This is a genomic window from Asaia sp. HumB, assembly GCF_030263835.1.
Lineage (GTDB): Bacteria > Pseudomonadota > Alphaproteobacteria > Acetobacterales > Acetobacteraceae > Asaia > Asaia bogorensis.
In genome coordinates, this window is record NZ_JARPML010000002.1 from 1,302,793 (window position 1) to 1,321,725 (window position 18,933).

The following is an 18,933-nucleotide window of genomic DNA, read 5'->3' on the forward strand; positions in this document are numbered from 1 at the left end:
GGCGACTTCCGGGTGTCCCGCCGCACGGCATGCAGCGCTTCCTTCTTTCCGACGGCGCGCAACGCCCATGAATGCGCTACAATGCGGTCATGAGCTCGTTCCGCTTTCTGCACGCCGCCGATCTTCATCTCGATAGCCCACTTCGCGGGCTTGAACGTCATGACGGTTTGTCCATGGAGCGCATACGCGATGCCTCGCGACGAGCACTCGACAACATGGTGGAGATCGCCATCTCCCATGATGTGGCGTTCGTCGTCATTGCGGGGGACCTGTATGACGGCAACTGGAAAACGATCAGCACAGGACGCTACATGGCCCAGGCGCTGGGCCGGCTTATCCGGCACGGCATCCGCGTCTTTCTGCTTCAGGGCAATCATGATGCCGCTTCGATCCTGACGCGCGACCTGCCATTGCAACAGGGGATCGACCGTTTTCCCTCGCGCAAACCGGGCAGTTTTCTCATCGATTCCCTTGGCGTCGCCCTGCATGGCCAGAGTTTTGCCGATCGCCATGTCCCGCATGATATGACCCCTGCCTATCCCGCACCGGTGGAGGGATATTTCAATATCGGGGTTCTGCACACGTCACTTTCAGGTCATGGCGAGCACGAGACCTATGCCCCCTGCACGCCAGACGGATTGCGTGCCAAAGCCTATGATTACTGGGCGCTGGGCCACGTCCATGAGCGCATGATTCTCGATAACGGCACGCCCATCGTCTATCCCGGCGTGCTTCAGGGGCGTCACATACGCGAAACAGGCGAGAAAGGCGTCGTGCTCGTCACGGTCGAGAATCACCGTGTGACCTCGATCGATCCACTCCCCTGCGATGTGGTGCGCTGGGTCGAAACGCGTTTCGACTGCGCCAATCTCACCCATGAGCCTGATCTGCATCAGCATCTCGGGACCCTGTTTCAGGATATCGCCCGCGCTCATCCCGATCATCTTTGCGTGCTGCGTCTGGTCCTGTGCGGCCAGACCGCCCTGCATGACACGCTCAGGCGTCAGGGGGCGTCGCTACGCGAAACAATCCAGCATCTTGCGGCCATGAGTGGCGGCGAGATCGAGCTGGAAAAACTCGTTCTGGACACAGCCCCGCTTACCGCGCCGGGTTCAGGTACTCCCGATGGCGTCCTGCCGGATGACAGCGCCCTTTCTGCCCTGATCCATCGCGCCACGCAGGACGCGGCACTTCTGGACGATATCAGCCGCGATCTTGATCTGTGCCTCAAGACGCTGAATCTCGGTGAGATCGCGCCCGATTCCCTGCTCGATCATATCGAGCGGCGCGACTGGGCCGCGATCCTGCCGGGGCTGGAAAATGCGCTTTGTGAGAAGCTCTCCGGCCATTCGGGGAACGAGGCCTCCCATGAGGCGGAATACGATCCCAAGGGCCTCTCCACCTTGCGTGGCGGTACGCAGGGAGAGACGCCATGAGAATCGCGCAGCTTGATCTGATCCGCTATGGCCGCTTTGCCGACCGCCACTACGATTTCACGGCGTCTCAAACTGATCTGCACGTGCTGTACGGGGCGAATGAGGCAGGAAAATCCACGACACTACAGGCGATAGGCGATCTGCTTTTCGGCTTTCCGCACAACAAGGCACAGGACTGGCGTTTCGATGCTGCCCAGCTGCGCATCGGCGGTGTGATGGAGCATGACGGGCACTCTTTCGGCGCGATCCGCAAGCGCGGCACCAAGCAGACCCTTCTGGCCCCCGATGGCACGACACCGCTTGATGAAAACGGGCTCATCCGTTGTCTCGGCGGCGTGGACCGTGCAGCGTTCGAGCGCCAGTGGAGCCTCGATCATCAGCGCCTGCGCCTTGGTGGCGATGCCATGGCACGTTTTGAGGATGATCTGGGCCAGCAGCTTCTGGCCGCGGGGTTCGGGCTTGAGAACGTTCAGTCTGTGCTCGACCAGCTTGACGCTGAATCAGGTGCTCTTTGGAAGAAGAACGGACGCGGCACACGGCTCAATGCCCTGCGTACGCGCCTGACCGATGCCCGCACACGCCTGATCGCCGCAGAAAAGGACAGCCAGCGCTGGACTGCGCTCAACCGCGAATCTGATGAGGTGGCAGCGTCACTTGGCCAGATCCAGGCCCTGTTGCGCGAGACCCTGGCCGAGCGCAGTGGGCTCGAGCGCCTGACCCGGCTGCGAGGCGACCTCGAACGACATGCTGCCCTGACAGCCTCGCTGGAAGCTGAACCACTCCCGGTTTTCTCGCCCAATGATCACACCCTGTTTGACGAACAATTGGGGCGTCTTGTCGCTGCGCAGCAAAAAGCCGACCGGCTGGCGGAGCTGCGCGAAAGCCTTATCTCCATGCGGGCGGCCTGCACTCCCGATCTCGCCCTTCTATCCCATGAAGCGACAATCGACGCGCTGGAAAGGCAGGAGCGCGACCTTGCCCCGGCAAGACGTCGCTGGCCCGAGCAGGAGAAGACACTGGCCGATCTCGATTTCTCACTGCGTCGCGAAGGGCTGCGCGGAGAATACGAGGAAATTCTTTCAGCCCTTCCCACACCTGAATACCTCGCAAGGCTGCGCCCCCTCGCCCTGCGTCACGACATGCTGATCCAGCGCGAGGCCGAATCCCGTACGGCGCGTCTCGCCGCCGAGGAGCGTCTCGCCTTGGCAAAATCGCGCGCCGGCGCTGAGGAAACACGCCCGCTTTCCTCGCTGCTGATCGCCCTGCAGCAGGCTGAAAGGCGCGATGGCATCGACGCCGAACTTGCCAGCCTCGATCGTGAGAAACAGGCCGCAGAGACCTCCCTCGCCCAGTCATGGCGCGACCTCGCCCCCTGGCAAGGCACGATCGACGTGCTGCAGGGCATGGCTATCCCCGATGCCCCCTCACTGGAAGCGCAGAGCCTTTTATTCCGTGATTTCAAGAGCCGCGATGCGGCTCTGGGCGAAACACTCGACACTGTCGGTCATGCTTTGGCACGGCAAAATCTCGCCAGAACCCATCTGGAGCAACGGCAGATCGTCTCGCTCGGCGCTCTGAAAGAAGCGAGAGCCCAGCGCGACACCCTGTTCGAGGCCTTCGCCCATGATTCCCGTGACAGATCAGCACGCAGTGCCTTCATCGAGGCACGCGACCATGCCGATCATCTGGCCGACAAACGCTTCGACGAGGCTGAGGAATCGGCCAAACTCACCCAGATCGAACAGGAGATCGAGCGCCTTTCCCTCGATCGTGCGCATCTCGTCACACAGCGCGATGCCCTTGGGGCGGAAACCGAAAAGACGACCGCATCCTGGCATGAAGAATGTGCAAATCGTGCCCTGCCGGTGCTTGAGCCGGAACGGTTGCGCGGCTGGCTGGCCCTGCGTGCCACGGCACTCAGGAACCATGACGCCCTGCAGCAGGTGATCATGCGCTGGACCGAACGTACCGCCCAACACAGCACTGCGCTCGACATCCTGCGCAATGTCCTGCCTGACATGCCAGACTTCACCCTTGTCAGCGATGCGCTGGTCTGGGCTCAGGCACGCCGCCAGACCTGGCAGCATGAAGCCGATCGTCTGGCCCGCATCCGGACCGATATCGAGCAGGAACAGCGCAGCCTGGAGAGCGAACTCAGAAAAGCCCAATCCCTGCACGACGAACAGGCCGCGCTGAAAGAGGAATGGTCATTGCAGGCCGGTACCGACAGCAGCACAACGGCAATCATCCCGCTGCAATCGGTAGAAGCCATCGACCGTCTTTCGGCCCTGCGCGGTGCTGCAAGCGAAGCGGCCCGATTGCATCAGGCCCTGAAGGCCCAAAAACAGGCTGATAACGCGCTCCGCCGTGCCATTGCCGCCTTCGCCAAAAACCTGCCGGGGCATGAAGCACTCAGCCATCTCGACAGCGCAGCCTGTCTCGACCGTCTTGCCACCCTGCTGCGCACTGCCCGGACGGATCGTGACAAGGCAGCCGCTCATGATGCCGATCTGACGCGAAACCTCACAGCCCTCAACGAGGCACGGAACGCCTGCGACGTGCTGCGGCAGGCCTTCCTCTCTTTCGCCCGCAGGATGCCGGATTACGAACCCGCAACAGCGAGCGTGGATGCGGCCATGATCGAAAAGCTTCGCGTGCGGATCACGCATGAAAAAGCCCGGCAGGCAGCGCTGGATGAAAAAACAGCCCTTGAGCGCCGTATCGCTCTGGAGCGCGATGCCCCCGGTCTCGATCAGCTTCAGGAACAGGCCAGAACCCTGCCGCCCGATTTCGTAAGCCTCCGCCTCTCTGAACTCACGAGTGACTATGAAGCCACCGAGCGCCGCCGTGAGGAGAACCTCAAACGTCAGGGTGAATTCGCCAATGACATGCGCCAGATCGAACAGGCTCATAATGCCCGTGATGCCGCCCTGGATATCGAGACCTGCCGCACCGAGATGGCTAATGCCGCCGAGGCCTGGGCCAGCGCGCGTATCCAGTCGATGATCCTGAGCCATGTGGCGCGCCTTCAGCGCGACGAGAACACCAACCCCCTGTTGAAATCGGCAGAGTCCATATTTACCGCGCTGACCTGCGGGCGATATCGCAGGCTTACCATCGCCGAGGATGGCAAGGCGCCTGAACTGGCTGCGATGCTGGAAGATGAAAAACTGATCCGCCCCGGTGCCATGAGCGAAGGCACACGCGACCAGCTCTTTCTGAGCCTGCGACTTGCGGCCCTCGATCAGGCGCAGGCGCGCGGCATCACCCTGCCTTTCATTGCCGATGACCTGTTCATCACCTTCGATGAGGCCCGTGCCGAGGCCGGTTTCAGAACGCTCGCCGCGCAATCGCAGCGCAACCAGATCCTGTTTCTGACCCATCACGCCCATCTGGCTGACATGGCCGCCTCATTTGGCGCGACACGACACAGCGTATAGGCTGAGGCACATGGATTATCGTACGATCTTCATCACCGGCGCGGCCTCAGGTATCGGCCGTGCCCTTGCCCTTGCGCTCTCTGCGCCCGATTGCGTCCTCTACCTTGCCGATTGCAATGCCACCGGGCTGCAAGCCACCCGGCAGGGCTGCATGGAGAAAGGGGCAACCGCCCACATCACCTGTCTCGACGTGACGGATCGCGAGGCGATGACGCGATGGTGCGCGCAGGGTGCAGAACACGATGTCGATCTTGTTCTGGTCTGCGCCGGAGTTACCGGCGGCGTGAGCACAATGGACCAGGACGGCGCGGCTTTTGAGACAGGCGACCAGATCAGGCGCATGATGGCGGTCAATATGGATGGCGCACTCAATGCCATCCTGCCCATGATGGCGCGAATGCGCGAACAGCCCCTGCGCAAGGCGGGGCGGTTTCGCAAACAGCGCGGACAGATCTGTGCCATTGCCTCGGTGGCCGGATTAGTCTCCTATCCCGGCACCCCTTCCTACTCGGCCTCCAAGGCAGCGCTCGACCGTTTTCTTGTTGCCAGCGGGGCCTATAGCCGCCGTGCCGGTATCTATCTCTCAAGCGTGTGCTGCAGCTTTGTAGCGACCCCCATGGTCGCGCAGAACCGCTTTCCCATGCCCGGGCTGATGCGCGTCGAGAAAGCGACCACCCATATCCTGCATGGCCTCGCCAGACGCAAAAGGCGGATCATCTTCCCCTCCTGGCTGGTCCTTGGGTCGCGCTTCATGGATATGCTGCCCGTGCGTCTGGCCGAGCTGTATTATCTGCATCAGCCAACAGGCCGACCGGGCTCCATGCCGGGCATCGACAATCCGGCCTGCAAGGATATGCCCCCGCCGACCCCCAAGACCGCCTGATTGACCATCCGGATGCGGCCATCTGAAGACAGGGCGGGCATCGACACGCCCCCCCTTGCAGTGTGTCATTGTGACAAGATGACGAAAAGATAACCGGGTTACACGCTGATACGAAGTATTCCTTCGGATTTTTTGCTATGGAGGCGAAATGAATTTGTGTCGTCTCTTCATCATGCGCCCCGTGGCGACGATTCTGCTCGCCCTGTCGCTGCTCGCAGCCGGAGCCATCTGCTATCCGCTGATGCCGGTTGCCAACCTGCCCGATATCGGCTCCTCGACGATCAATATCGAGATCGAGCAGCCCGGCGCCAGCCCGGAGCAGATGGTCAGTTCCGTCACGACCCCGCTTGAGCGCTATCTCGGCCAGATTGCCGGGGTGAAGCAGATCGAGTCCGACAGCGAAAACAGTTTTGCCTATATCCGGGTCGATTTCGTGGAATCGCGCAATATCGACGGTGCCCTGCGCGACGTGCAGGCCGCTCTGCGTGCCGCACGCGCCGACCTGCCGCAGGGCACGCTCGACCGTGATCCCTATGCCTATAAGGAAGATCCGACCTCACAGCCGGTCTATCTGCTTTCCCTGACATCTGACGTGATGACGCTGCCGAAGCTTTATGATCTCGCGCAGATACGCGTCAAACCCCTGCTGGCGCAGATCAAGGGCGTGGGCCATGTGCAGGCCGTGGGCTCTGCCGACCCTGCCGTACGCGTCGATGTGAACCCTTATGCCCTCTATAAATGGGGTGTCGGTTTCGAGGACGTGCGTCAGGCGCTTGCATCGGCCAACGCCAATACGCCCAAGGGCTTCATAGACTCGGGCGGCCAGCGCTTGATGCTGGAGACAAATGACCAGGCCGAGCATGCGGCGCAGTACCGTGACCTGATCATCGGCTATCGCAACAATCTCAATCCCATCAAGCTGTCCTCCGTCGCCGAGGTGACGGACAGCGTTCAGGACCTCTATCAGGCCGGGTATTTCAACAACAAGCGCGCCATCACGCTTATCGTGCGCGGGCAGCCCAAGGCCAATACGGTCAAGATTGTCGATGCCGTGAAGGAACGCATGACCGTGCTGCGTTCGGTCCTGCCTCCCGGTGTGCAGATGGATACGGCCATTGACCTCTCATCGAGCATACGCGCCTCGATGGACGACACACAGCTGACGCTTGGCGTGTCCATCATTCTCGTGATCGGGGTGATTCTGGTCTTTCTGCGTCGCCTGCGCTCGACCATCATCCCTGCCGTTACCGTGCCGATTGCCCTTGTCGGCACGATTGCCGTCATGAAGTGGGAGCACTTCACCCTCGATATCATGTCGCTCATGGCGCTTACCATTGCGGTCGGTTTCGTAGTGGATGACGCGATCGTGGTGCTGGAAAACATCGCCCGCCATATGGAGGCGGGCATGGATCGCATGAGTGCCAGCCTGCGCGGTTCGTCGGAAATCGGCTTTACGGTCCTGTCGATCACGGCCTCGCTCATTGCGGTGTTCATCCCGCTCCTGTTCATCCCCGGTCAGGTTGGCGCGATCTTTTTCGAATTCGCCATGACTATCGTCTCGGCGCTTCTCATCTCCCTCATCCTGTCCCTCACCCTCACGCCCATGATGTGCGCCTACTGGCTGGATGTGGAGCATGAAGAACCCACAGGAAAAACGCTGCGAGACCGGGTGTTGCGGGCGATCGACTGGGCGCTGGAAGGAATCATCAGCCTCTATGGCCGGACGCTGCGTGTCGCCCTGCGCCATCACGTCCTGACCTTCCTCACCCTGCCGCTGAGCTTTATCGCGCTGGTGGCCTCCATCGTTCTCATGCCCAAGACTGGCATCCCTGCGCAGGATATCGCACTGGTGGGTGGGTCGATCAGCGGCGACGACACCATGTCGTTCAGCGAGATCACCAAGCGCATCAAGTATGTCGGTACGGTGATGAAGGATGACCCCGATGTGCTGTCTGTCACAAGCTGGAACAACAGCAGCAGTGACGGGCAGCTTTTCGCCCGGCTGAGCGACAAGCGCACCCGCACGCGCACCGACACGCAGATTGTGGAGAGCATACGCAAGAAGCTCGGTGACATGCCGGGCCTGCGCACCTCGTTCTTCTCAGCGGGCGACCCGAATGGCGGCGGCGGTCAGCATCGCAGCGGTGCCTTCCGCTATGTGCTGCGCGATCAGGATGTGGCTGAGCTGAAGCTCTGGGTGCCGCGCCTGGTGGCCAGACTGCGCAAAGAGAAGATGATGTCTTCCGTCACGACTAATATCGAGGGTCATGGCGCGTCGGTCCATGTCAAACTCCGGCGCGATACCGAGGCGCGTTATCTGGTAACACCGCAGCTCGTGGGCAATGTGCTCTATGATGCCTATGGCCAGACCGTGGCATCTCGCATCCATACCGAACTCACCACCCATTCCGTGGTGATGGAGGTGGCGCGCGCCTATCGTGAATCACCAGAACAGCTTCGCAATACGTGGATCTCCACCGCCTCCGGTACGCCTGCCGGTGCGGTGCGCTCCAACCAGATCCGTGTGCGTACAGCGGGTGGCAGCACGGCCTCGACCGCGACACAGCTCAGCCAGGCCTCATTGCGCAACGCCATTGCCAACCAGATTACCGGCAACAACTCCAACGGTTCGGCCGTGGCCTCATCGGTCGAGACCATGATCCCGCTCATCAACGTGGCGGATCTGGTCATGGAGCCGACACCGATGGAAATCGATCATCAGGATGGCATGACCTCAACCGCCATCAGCTTCGACCTGATCGATGGCAAGACCTATGAGGATGCCCGCAAGCTGATCGAGGATACACTCAGGAATATGGGTGCACCTGCCGGTCTGACAGGCGAGTTCTCGGGGCTTGCCGGTGAAACCAAGGAGATGCTGGTCAATGAGTTGCTGGCCTTCATGGCCGCGCTCTTTGCCATGTATATCGTGCTCGGGATTCTCTATGAGAGCCTGATCCATCCCTTCACCATTCTCTCCACACTGCCTTCGGCCGGTATCGGGGCCATTCTGGGGCTCTGGGTCGGAGGGGAGTCGTTCAGCCTCATCGCCATGATCGGCATGATCCTGCTGACCGGCATTGTGAAAAAGAACGCGATCCTGATGATCGATTTCGCGCTCTATGCCGAGAAGGAACTGGGGCACACCCCGCGCGAGGCCATCTATGAAGCCTGCCTTACGCGTTTCAGGCCCATTCTCATGACCACCCTTGCTGCCGCGCTGGGCGCGGTGCCGCTGATGACAGGTCATGGCTATGGGTCGGAAATGCGTCGCCCGCTGGGGATCGCGATCGTGGGCGGCATGCTCATCAGCCAGCTGCTCACGCTTTACACCACCCCGGTCGTCTATCTTTACATGGATGTCATCGGCCGCTTCGGCACGAGAACATGGCATCGCATTTTCCCGTCCCGCCCGGCAGGGCGCCCTGTTTCCACCCCCCTCTCATCCGAAAGCTGACGCCAATCATGTCGCTCCTTTCCTTGTCGCGGGTCCGCCTGCTCGGCACATCGCTGCTCTCTCTCGGGATGGGGAGCGCGGCCCTCGGCGGCGTAACCCTGGCGAGCGCGCAGGCGGCACCGCTGCATTTCTATACTGCGCCAGCGCTTTCACCCGATGGCCATTCTCTGGCCTCACTCGACAGCATGGAAGCTGTGGGAACTGCCGAGGCGGCACCGGCCAGCCTTGTGATCCGCACCCTGCCCGATGGTCACGCCACGACCGTTGCGCTGCCCTGCAAGGATTGTGCCCCCTCCAGCCCCAGCTGGAGCCCCGATGGAACCCGTCTGGCTTTCATCATCCGCCACAAGAACACGCAGAACCGTGAAATTCTGAGCGTCACAGCCGATGGCAAGACCGTAACCAGCCTGCTGAAATTCACGGGCTCGCTTCAGGACCTGCGCTACGGCCCCAAGGGGGGCCTTGCCGTTCTAGCCATTGCCAATGCCCGTCGTGACCCCGGTGCCCTGCAGGCCGGCGCGCCCGAGACGGGTGAGATCGACGCAACGGAAGACGAGCAGCGCATCGCAACCGTCGAGAAGGACGGTCTTCACTGGCAGTCGCCTGATGGTTTGTATGTCTATGAATATGACTGGCTGCCCAACAGCACCCCCGCCTTCATCGGCACAGCAGCGCCGGGCAATGGTGATGCCCATTGGTGGTCGGCACATCTGTCGCGCTTTGCCGATGTGAAAGAGCAGGTGCTGTACACCCACCCGCTTTCGCAGCAGATCGGCCTGCCGCTCGTCTCGCCCGATGGCCGGAGTGTCAGCTTCGTCGCAGGGCTGATGAGCGATTTCGGGTTCTTTGGCGGCGATGCCTTGCAGCTCGATCTGTCACAACCCAAGGCCGCGCCGGTCAATCTGACGCGCACCCTCAAGGCTACGGTAACCGGGCTGAACTGGTGTCAGGGGCGCCTGATCGCCTCGACCATTGCAGGCTCCATCACCGTCATGCGGTCCATTGATGACAAGCCGCCCCTCATGGCAAGCGCAGATGGCCTGCTCTCCAATGGGGGTGGCGAGCCCCGTCTGACCTGCGCAGGCGACCAGAGCGTCGTGATACGCCAGAGCTTCACGAGCCCGCCTGAAATCTGGGCCGGTCGCCTTGGCGCATGGCAGCAGCTCACCCACTCCAATGACGGCCAGACCGTACCCTACACCGCCTCCAACATCAGCTGGGTGAGTGACGGATTCAGGGTACAGGGCTGGCATCTTGCCCCCCGGTCACGCCCCGCCGCCATGACCCGCAACGGCAAGGTGCCGATGATCACCATCATTCATGGTGGCCCTTCATCAGCCGTCACGCCCCGCTTTCTGCGTCCCACGGGCGATGCGGCCGTGTTGCTCGATGCTGGCTACGATCTGTTTCTGCCCAATCCGCGCGGCAGTTATGGCCAGGGCGAGGCCTTCACCATGGCCAACCGCCGCGATTTCGGTCACGGCGATCTGCGCGACATCCAGCGCGGCATCGACGCGCTGGAAAAGACCGCCCCCATCGACGAAAACCGTCTGGGCGTGACCGGCTATTCCTATGGCGGGTACATGACCATGTGGATTGTGACACAGACGAACCGCTTCAAGGCCGCGGCAGCGGGTGGCGGCATCGCCAACTGGCAGTCCTATTATGGCCAGAACGGTATCGATGCCTGGATGCCGCCATTTTTCGGAGCCACGGTCTATGACGACCCGGCCATCTACGCCCATTCGTCACCCATGACTTTCATCAAGCAAGTCAGGACCCCGACCTTTATTTACGTCGGAGCCAATGATGTGGAATGTCCGCCTGCACAAAGTCTTGAATTCTACCATGCCTTGCGCGCACTCGGAATTCCGACGAGCCTTGTGATCTATCCCGGTGAAGGACACGGGATGCGCGGTCACGACCATGCGAGCGATGCACAAAAGCGCATGCTGGCGTGGTTCGGCCGCTATCTGAATGGAAGCGCTTCCGGCAAGAACGGAGCAAACTGAGCGCAGCCCTGAACGTTGCAGCCGTGAAGCTTTGGAGTTGAAATGCAGACGAGAAACAGGACCGTGATGCCCGGTTTTCTGACCCAGACAAGACTGGCCCTGCCGGGTCTGTTTCTTGGTTGCATTCTCTCTGCCAGCGCGCTCTCAGGCTGTGCCCAGGCCCAGACGAAAAACACGACTGACGCTCTTGCTGCCCCGGCGGCCCAGCCACCACTCCCCGCCCAGGCGGGAGCGGTCTCTTCCGTGCCGGATCATGCGACGACACCGCCCATCGTCATTCCGCCGCTGCCTGTCCTGTCGGAGCACGATGCCCGTCTGGAAGCCAGCCGTCTGACGCTGAGCATGAAGAAATCGGTCTCGCGCTTTACAACCTATACCCCCGAGCAGCGCCAGCGCTTTATCCGCCTTGCCCGTGCCGCCATTGCCAGCACGAATACACCCATCGACCGCCCCCAGATCCTGATGGTGGTCGATCGCAACCCCAAGGTACAGCGCCTGTGCTTTGTTCTGGCCCTGCCGGGCAATGCAGACTGGGAAACACTGGGGGGAACCCCCGTCTCGACCGGTCGCGCAGGCCGCAAATTCTATTACATCACCCCCACAGGCGTCTTCATCAACTCCCCGGACCGTCTTGGTTACCGTGCCTTGGGAACGAAAAACGAGAACGGCATACGTGGCATTGGTGCCAAAGGCATGCGCGTCTGGGATATGGGCTGGCACAACGCCGTCAAAGGCTGGCTGCCCACCCATGAGACAGGCGATATCCGGCTCGAAATCCACGCTACCGACCCTGACTTTCTGGAACAGCGCCTCGGTCATCCTGCCTCCGAGGGCTGCATACGCATTCCTGCCACCATGAACGTATTCATGGACAAGAATGGTCTGCTGGATGCGCAATATGAGCAGGCCGCCAGCTACGACACGCGTTTTCGCGCCCTGCTGCCCAAGGACCGCACACCTACGCCGATCGCGGGCGATGCTCTGGTTGTCGTCGATTCAGCCGATGCCGTTCAGGCCATTTCCTCGGCCAGTGTCGGCCATCAGCCTCTGGTCAATCACCACGAAGGCTAAGACCTGACCGCTCAGACAGCCGGAGCGGAATAGGCCAGTTCCGGCAGGCCCTGCTCGAGCGCCTGCGCCACGAGCCGCGCTGCGACAGGCAAGGATCGGGCCTGATCGACGCAGAATCCGAGCGTCAGAGGGCGTATCCGGCTGTGCTCGAGCGGCACAAAGGCAAGCGTCCCGGCCTCGATCTCTGGCAGGACATCGATATAGCTGAGCAGGCTGACCCCGACCCCGTGACGGACCAGCGCCCTGATCGCCTCGATATCATCTGAGTCACAGACCGGATTCAGTGCCAGTCCGGTTTCCTCGGCCAGCCAGGCAATTTTCTGACCCAGCGCCAGCGGCGGTCGTGGCGCGATCACAGGGTAGAGGCTGCACTGGCTGAACCGTGCCGTCTGCCCTTTGGTCAGCGGATGGCCGGGTGTCGTGACAAACCCGACGGGAAAGGCCACCGAGGCCCGCACCGCAAGGCGATGTGACACCACAGGATCGAAAACCAGCGCCAGATCTCCCTGCCCGTCGAGCAGGGCCGGCGAAATCTCGTGATTGGTCATGACACGGACGCCCAGCGTCACCCCGGGATGATGCTCGCGTATGGAGGCCACGATACGCGGGACCAGCCCCCTCGCCATTGCCTCCGGAATAAGCAGCGTCACATGGCCGCGCTTGAGCCCCTTGAGATCCTCCATACGCGTCCGGCAATCCTCGAATTCCCGCTCCCAGCGTCTGACCTGAACGAGCAGCATCTCGCCTGCTGCCGTCAGCCGAAGGCCTGACGGCAGGCGCTCGAACAAGGCAGCACCCAGACGGGCCTCACCTTGCAGGATCTGCCGGTCGATAGATGAGGCCGAGATACCGGTTGCCTCGGCCGCACGCCGGATCGACCCATGCTGCGCCACGGCCAGAAAATAACGCGAGAAACGGGAGAAAACCGGCATGATCGAGTGCTCTCTTTTTTGAAACGCCCTGTCAGAAATTTGGATATATCCTCGAACGGGGTGCACGTGACATGTCTTTGTGACGATCCACTCCTTCTGCGGGGGCTTTTATGTCCGAAACACTCGACCGCCCGGTACAGCTTCCGCGCCAGTGCAGCTTTGATGCAGCAGACTGGGCCATTCTCTCGCGCTTCTGGTATCCCGTCGCCTTGATCCGCGACATCGGCACCGCCCCTGTCGCAGCCACATTGCTGGATGAAACGCTGGTCATATATCGTGCGGGTGACGATATCGTGGTGGCACAGGATATCTGCCCGCATCGCGGTGTGCCGCTCAGCCTCGGCACGGGTGATGGCGAGACCATTGCCTGCGCCTATCACGGCTTTCGCTTTGGCGGGTCAGGGCGCTGCGTGCGTGTTCCTGCCCATCCCAGCTCTGCCATACCGGGCAAGCTGCACCTGAAAACCTTCCCTGTGCGTGAGTGCTATGGTCTGGTCTGGACGTGTCTCGCTGGCGAGACGCCCCATGACGTGCCGACCATGCCCCACTGGCATGACACAGCCTATCAACAGATCACCTGTCCCTCGATCGACATCGCCGGGTTTGCCGGTCGGCAGGTCGAGGGGTTTCTGGATGTCGCACATTTTGCCTTCGTGCATGCCGACACCTTTGCCGACCCTGAAAACCCGGTCGTTCCCCCCTATATGCCGCGGCGGACAGAGGAGGGTTTCGAGGTCGAATATCGCAGTTCGGTCGGCAATTACCCCATTGGCGTAGAAGGGCGTGCTCCTGCGGGCTTTGAATGGCTGCGACACTTCCGGACCTCCCTGCCCTTCACGGCAACGCTGGAGATCCATTTTCCGGAAGATGGCCGTCTGGTGATCATGAATGCCGCCTCACCCGTCTCTGTCCGCAAGACACGCATGTTCGCGCCGATCTGCCGCAACTTCGATACCGATATCCCCGTCGAAGCCGTCTATGACTTCAATCGCCGCGTCTTTGAGGAGGATCGTCTGCTCGTCGAGGCCCAAAAGCCCGAATGTCTGCCCCTCGACCCGACGCTTGAGGCCCATGTCATGGCCGATCGCAGTTCGATCGCCTATCGCAAGGGGCTGCGTGATCTGGGGCTGAGCCGGTTCTTCACAGCCTGACGCCATCGCCTCTGCGGTGCAACGCCCTGCATTTCCAGAAGCACGTAGGGCGCACATCGCAAGGCTGCGCAATATCCCCTGCAATGATCGCATGGCTCATGCCCCTAATGGACATGCCCCAAGTCCACCGTCTGGCTTGTCATGCACGGCATGATCATTTCCTCTGGTGACAGGATTGAGGAGACGATCATGCCAGCCACCAGAACGGAACACGACCTTCTCGGCACACGCGAGGTGCCGGCAGAGGCGTATTACGGTATCCACACGCTGCGTGCTGTCGAGAACTTTCCCATTACCGGACGACAGATCAGCGTCTATCCCGAGCTGATCAACGCCCTGGCCGCCATCAAGCAGGCGGCGGCCCAGAGCAATCATGACCTCGGCCTGCTCGATGCCTCTCGCACACGCGCCATTATTGCTGCCTGCGAGGATGTGCGCGCTGGCATGCTGCATGACCAGTTCGTGGTCGATGTCATACAGGGCGGGGCGGGCACCTCGACCAACATGAATGCCAACGAGGTCATCGCCAATCGCGCCCTCGATCATCTGGGACGGGCTAAAGGGGATTACGCAGCGCTTCACCCCATCGATCACGTCAATATGGGCCAGAGCACCAATGACGTTTATCCCACGGCCCTGCGTATTGCCGCCATTCATGGCGTGAACCATCTGACCGATGCCATGACCGTGCTCCGCAAGGCCTTCATGGCCAAGGCGACGGAATTCCATGACATTCTAAAAATGGGCCGCACCCAGCTTCAGGATGCCGTTCCCATGACGCTCGGGCAGGAATTTCACACCTATGCCGTCATGCTGGACGAGGATCAGAAGCGCCTGCAGGAGGCCATTCTTCTAATCAGCGAGATCAATCTGGGCGGCACGGCCATCGGCACCGGCATTGCGGGCCATCCCGCCTTTGCCAGAACCGTCTGCGGCCATCTGAACATGATCACCAATCTGCATCTGCTGACGGCCTCGGATCTGATCGAGGCGACACAGGATTGCGGCGCTTTCGTTCAGGTGTCGGGCGTTCTCAAGCGTTTTGCGGTCAAGATTTCCAAGATCTGCAACGATCTGCGACTGCTATCTTCTGGCCCTCGCGCCGGGCTGAACGAGATCAATCTGCCGCCCATGCAATCGGGCTCGTCGATCATGCCGGGCAAAATCAATCCCGTCATTCCGGAGGTGGTCAATCAGGTGGCCTTCGAGGTCATCGGTAATGACCTGACCGTCACCATGGCCGCCGAGGCCGGACAGCTACAGCTCAATGCCTTCGAACCCATCATTGCCCATAGTCTGTTCAAGAGCCTGACCCATCTGCACGCCGCCTGTCTGACACTCGAATCGCGCTGCATCCGTGGCATCACCGCCAATGCCGCCCAGCTTGAGGCGATGGTTACCCATTCGATCGGGCTGGTTACGGTGCTCAATCCCTTTATCGGCTACGAAACCGCCACTGCCATCGCGCTCGAAGCCCATCGTACCGGACGCGGCGTGATCGAAATCGTCCGTGAGCGCCAGCTCGTTCCCGAGGAAACCCTGACCCGTATTCTCTCCCCGGAGGGGCTTTGCCATCTGCACAGCTTCTAGGCAGTGCTTCCGCAGACATTTCTCTCAGGGCTCTGCCCTTTGGATACCTTTGATCTGCCGTCCAGAATAAGTCCCGTTTTTTCGGGCCGGAGTATGCCGTTTCTGACTTGCTCAGGCCCATCTCATCGCCTCGGGACTTTTCCGAAGTGATGCCTCTCAGCCGTTAGAATACGCGCATTAATGCCTGTTGGGCGTACGGCGCGAACTCCGCCGCCATACGCAATGACGGACGCCTAGTCCGGAGCCTCGTCCTGCTTTTCGCTCCACACCGCTTGCACGCCGGGGAGGTGCATCAAGGCTGTCACGACGTCATCCGGGGCTTTGAGGCCGTGTACGTGCACCGTCATGATCAGCCGATCGCTTTCGTCATGACGTTCCTGCGCCATATGACCCAGCGTGAAGCCGAGTTTCCTGAGCGCAGCGCAGACAGGATCGACAAAATCGATATCAGCGGCACCGCGTACACTGACCTTGAACCCGTGACGCGGGGCACGCGGGAAATGCAGAAGCCAGCCGGGTGTCAGGAACATGATCAGCAGATAACCGATTGTCGTCAGCACGGCGACGATCGTCATCCCCGCGCCGCATGCCATGCCGATAGCCGCCGTCAGCCACACAGAGGCGGCAGTAGTCAGCCCACGCACCGTATCGCGCCGCATGAAAATGACGCCACCACCGATAAAGCCGAGGCCCGACACGATCTGGGCCGCAACACGCGACGGATCGACCACCACACGGTCCGGAGTGAGCACATCATCGAAACCGTATTTGGAGATCAGCATGAACAACGCGGCGGAGACCCCAACCAGCGTATAGGTGCGAAACCCCGCTGCCTTCTGTCGATACTCACGCTCAAGCCCGATCAGCGCCGAGAGCAGAAAGGCCAGACCGAGTTCCTGCACCTGCAGCAACCCCTCTCCGGGGATATGAGCAAAAAGGGCGGGATGGGTCATGGCTTGGTCTCACAAAACGATGATGCCAGAGGGATGCACCTCCAAGGCCCGGTGCCCGGCCAGCAAGGCCAGAGACAGATACCGGCAGGCAAGGGCCTCGAACGAACCCCAGACGGCCGCCCCCCCCATTAGCCGGGCAGGGAGGGGAGAATCGACTTATTGTCCCTGGGTGGCAACACCCCATCCTCTTAACTTGATCGAATCGCCATCGGGCGTGGTAGAGGGGCGCTGTGACCATGACCGATACCCCTGTCCGAGCTATGGCCGATGACGGCCTGACTGCGCTGCTTCGGCGCACCCCTCCTGCCAATCCGGAGGCAGAGCGCGCCCTGCTGGGTGCGTTACTGACCAATAACAAGGCCTATGAGCGCGTCTCGGATTTCCTTGAGGCGGCCCATTTCGCCGACCCTCTGCATGGGCGGATTTTCGAGGCCATCGCCCGACGCATTGATCGTGGCATGCTGGCCGATCCGATCACCATGCGCGCCGAATTCGAACATTCGGGCCTGCTGGATGAGGTAGGCGGACCGCAATATCTGGGCCAGTTGCTGATGGCGATGGTCGGTATCGTGAACGCCGGTGATTACGGACGCGCCATTCACGATGCCTGGATACGCCGTCAGCTGATCGATATTGGCGAGACGGTCGTCAACAACGCCTATGGGGCGCGTGCCGATCTTGAGGGCGGCGACCAGATCGCGGCGGCGGAAGAAACGCTGTTCAAGCTTGCCACCGACAAGGGGCAGGATGGCGGTTTCGTCACCTTCGAGCGTGCCCTGACCGGCGCGTTGCAGGTCGCCGAGCAGGCCTTTCAGCGGACAGGCGATGTGAGTGGCCTGACATCGGGGCTGCGCGATTTTGACAAGAAAACCGGCGGCCTGCATCCGTCGGATCTGCTCATTCTGGCCGGGCGACCGGCCATGGGCAAAACCGCCCTGGCCACCAAGATCGCCTTCTCGGCCGCACAGGCGCTTTTGCGCGAGGCTGAAGACAAGGGCATCAAGCCGCGCGGCGCTGTCGCCATTTTCTCGCTCGAAATGTCATCGGAACAGCTGGCGACACGTATCCTCTCCGAGCAGTCCGAAGTGTCGGGTGAGAAGATTCGTCGTGGCGATATCGGCCAGCGCGAGTTCGATCGCTTCGTGCGTGTCTCGCGCGAATTGTCGGAACTGCCCCTGCATATTGACGATACTCCAGCCATTTCGCTTTCCGCCATGCGGACACGGTGCCGCCGTCTGGCACGCACCAAGGGGCTCAGCCTTGTGGTGGTTGACTACCTTCAGCTCATGCGCCCTGCTATCGGGACCAAACCCGAGAGCCGCGTGCTCGAAATCTCGATGATCACCCAGGGGCTCAAGGCCATCGCCAAGGAACTCTCGGTGCCGGTCATCGCCTTGTCCCAGCTTTCGCGTCAGGTAGAGTCGCGAGAAGACAAGCGCCCGATGCTTTCGGATCTGCGCGAATCAGGCTCGATCGAGCAGGACGCCGACGCCGTGATGTTCGTTTATCGCGATGAATATTATCTCCAGCAGCGTATGCCCAAAGACAGCGCTTACGAGAGCATGGACAAATATCAGGTCGCGATGGAGGAATGGCAGCGCAAGATGGCGCTCGTGCATAACAAGGCCGAACTGATTCTGGAAAAACAGCGTCACGGACCAACCGGTACCATCCCACTGTATTTCGAGGGCGAATTCACCCGGTTTGGCGATCTGGATACAGTACACGACGTCTGAGGGATCACGCGGGATGCGACAGGCGGCCATGCTCCATCAGCGAAGCCCGGCCCCTATCGTATTGGCCGCGTGACCGAACGACCTAACGAGACAGGTCACGGGATGTCTGCCTGAAAAGCGCGTCGTAAGCCCCACCCCCGTCATTACCCGAACTCGCTCGCCTGTCGCCTTAGGCTTCGACCCGGCAAACGGGCCGCTTTTTACTCGACGGATATCGAGCCGGAACGGAGTGCACTGTGTCAGCGCTCAGGATGCTGGGCGACACCAAGTCC

11 protein-coding genes are annotated in these 18,933 nt (G+C 61.1%); 9 read left to right on the top strand and 2 right to left on the bottom strand.

Annotated elements, in window-relative coordinates; genetic code table 11:
• Positions 1-89: 89 nt before the first annotated feature.
• The 6 genes from P5689_RS06920 (at position 90) to P5689_RS06945 (ending at position 12,299) form a co-directional block, all read left to right on the top strand.
• Complete coding sequence (locus P5689_RS06920) at positions 90-1,436, top strand: DNA repair exonuclease (RefSeq protein ID WP_023979915.1); 1,347 nt, start codon at positions 90-92, stop codon at positions 1,434-1,436.
• Entirely contained in the window at positions 1,433-4,876 is a 3,444-nt protein-coding gene (locus P5689_RS06925) for a YhaN family protein (RefSeq protein ID WP_023979916.1), read from the top strand. The genes P5689_RS06920 and P5689_RS06925 overlap by 4 nt, the downstream gene beginning before the upstream one ends.
• 10 nt (positions 4,877-4,886) lie before the next feature.
• Complete coding sequence (locus P5689_RS06930) at positions 4,887-5,759, top strand: SDR family oxidoreductase (RefSeq protein WP_285532615.1); 873 nt, start codon at positions 4,887-4,889, stop codon at positions 5,757-5,759.
• A gap of 148 nt (positions 5,760-5,907) precedes the next feature.
• Positions 5,908-9,216, top strand: a complete 3,309-nt coding sequence (locus P5689_RS06935; RefSeq protein WP_285532616.1) for an efflux RND transporter permease subunit — start codon at positions 5,908-5,910, stop codon at positions 9,214-9,216.
• A gap of 8 nt (positions 9,217-9,224) precedes the next feature.
• The gene (locus P5689_RS06940) at positions 9,225-11,228 is read left to right on the top strand and encodes a S9 family peptidase (protein ID WP_285532617.1); all 2,004 of its coding nucleotides are present in this window, start codon (positions 9,225-9,227) and stop codon (positions 11,226-11,228) included.
• A gap of 66 nt (positions 11,229-11,294) precedes the next feature.
• Positions 11,295-12,299, top strand: a complete 1,005-nt coding sequence (locus tag P5689_RS06945; protein ID WP_285532618.1) for a L,D-transpeptidase — start codon at positions 11,295-11,297, stop codon at positions 12,297-12,299.
• A gap of 11 nt (positions 12,300-12,310) precedes the next feature.
• Here P5689_RS06945 and P5689_RS06950 read toward each other — a convergent pair whose 3' ends face one another.
• Positions 12,311-13,231, bottom strand: a complete 921-nt coding sequence (locus tag P5689_RS06950) for a LysR family transcriptional regulator (protein WP_285532619.1) — start codon at positions 13,229-13,231, stop codon at positions 12,311-12,313.
• Between the two features lie 110 nt (positions 13,232-13,341).
• Here P5689_RS06950 and P5689_RS06955 point away from each other — a divergent pair, with 110 nt between their 5' ends.
• Together P5689_RS06955 and P5689_RS06960 are read left to right on the top strand one after the other, a co-directional pair.
• Entirely contained in the window at positions 13,342-14,382 is a 1,041-nt protein-coding gene (locus P5689_RS06955) for an aromatic ring-hydroxylating dioxygenase subunit alpha (RefSeq protein ID WP_285532620.1), read from the top strand.
• A gap of 186 nt (positions 14,383-14,568) precedes the next feature.
• Positions 14,569-15,972: an aspartate ammonia-lyase gene (locus P5689_RS06960; RefSeq protein WP_369794259.1), complete on the top strand. Its 1,404-nt coding sequence runs from the start codon at positions 14,569-14,571 to the stop codon at positions 15,970-15,972.
• Positions 15,973-16,205: 233 nt separating this feature from the next.
• On the opposite strand, the gene P5689_RS06965 is transcribed toward P5689_RS06960, so the two are convergent.
• On the bottom strand, positions 16,206-16,925 hold the full coding sequence (locus P5689_RS06965) for an MgtC/SapB family protein (protein WP_023979924.1): 720 nt from the start codon (positions 16,923-16,925) through the stop codon (positions 16,206-16,208).
• A 236-nt stretch (positions 16,926-17,161) separates the two neighbouring features.
• Here P5689_RS06965 and P5689_RS06970 point away from each other — a divergent pair, with 236 nt between their 5' ends.
• Complete coding sequence (locus P5689_RS06970; protein ID WP_031241669.1) at positions 17,162-18,661, top strand: replicative DNA helicase; 1,500 nt, start codon at positions 17,162-17,164, stop codon at positions 18,659-18,661.
• Positions 18,662-18,933 lie beyond the last annotated feature (272 nt).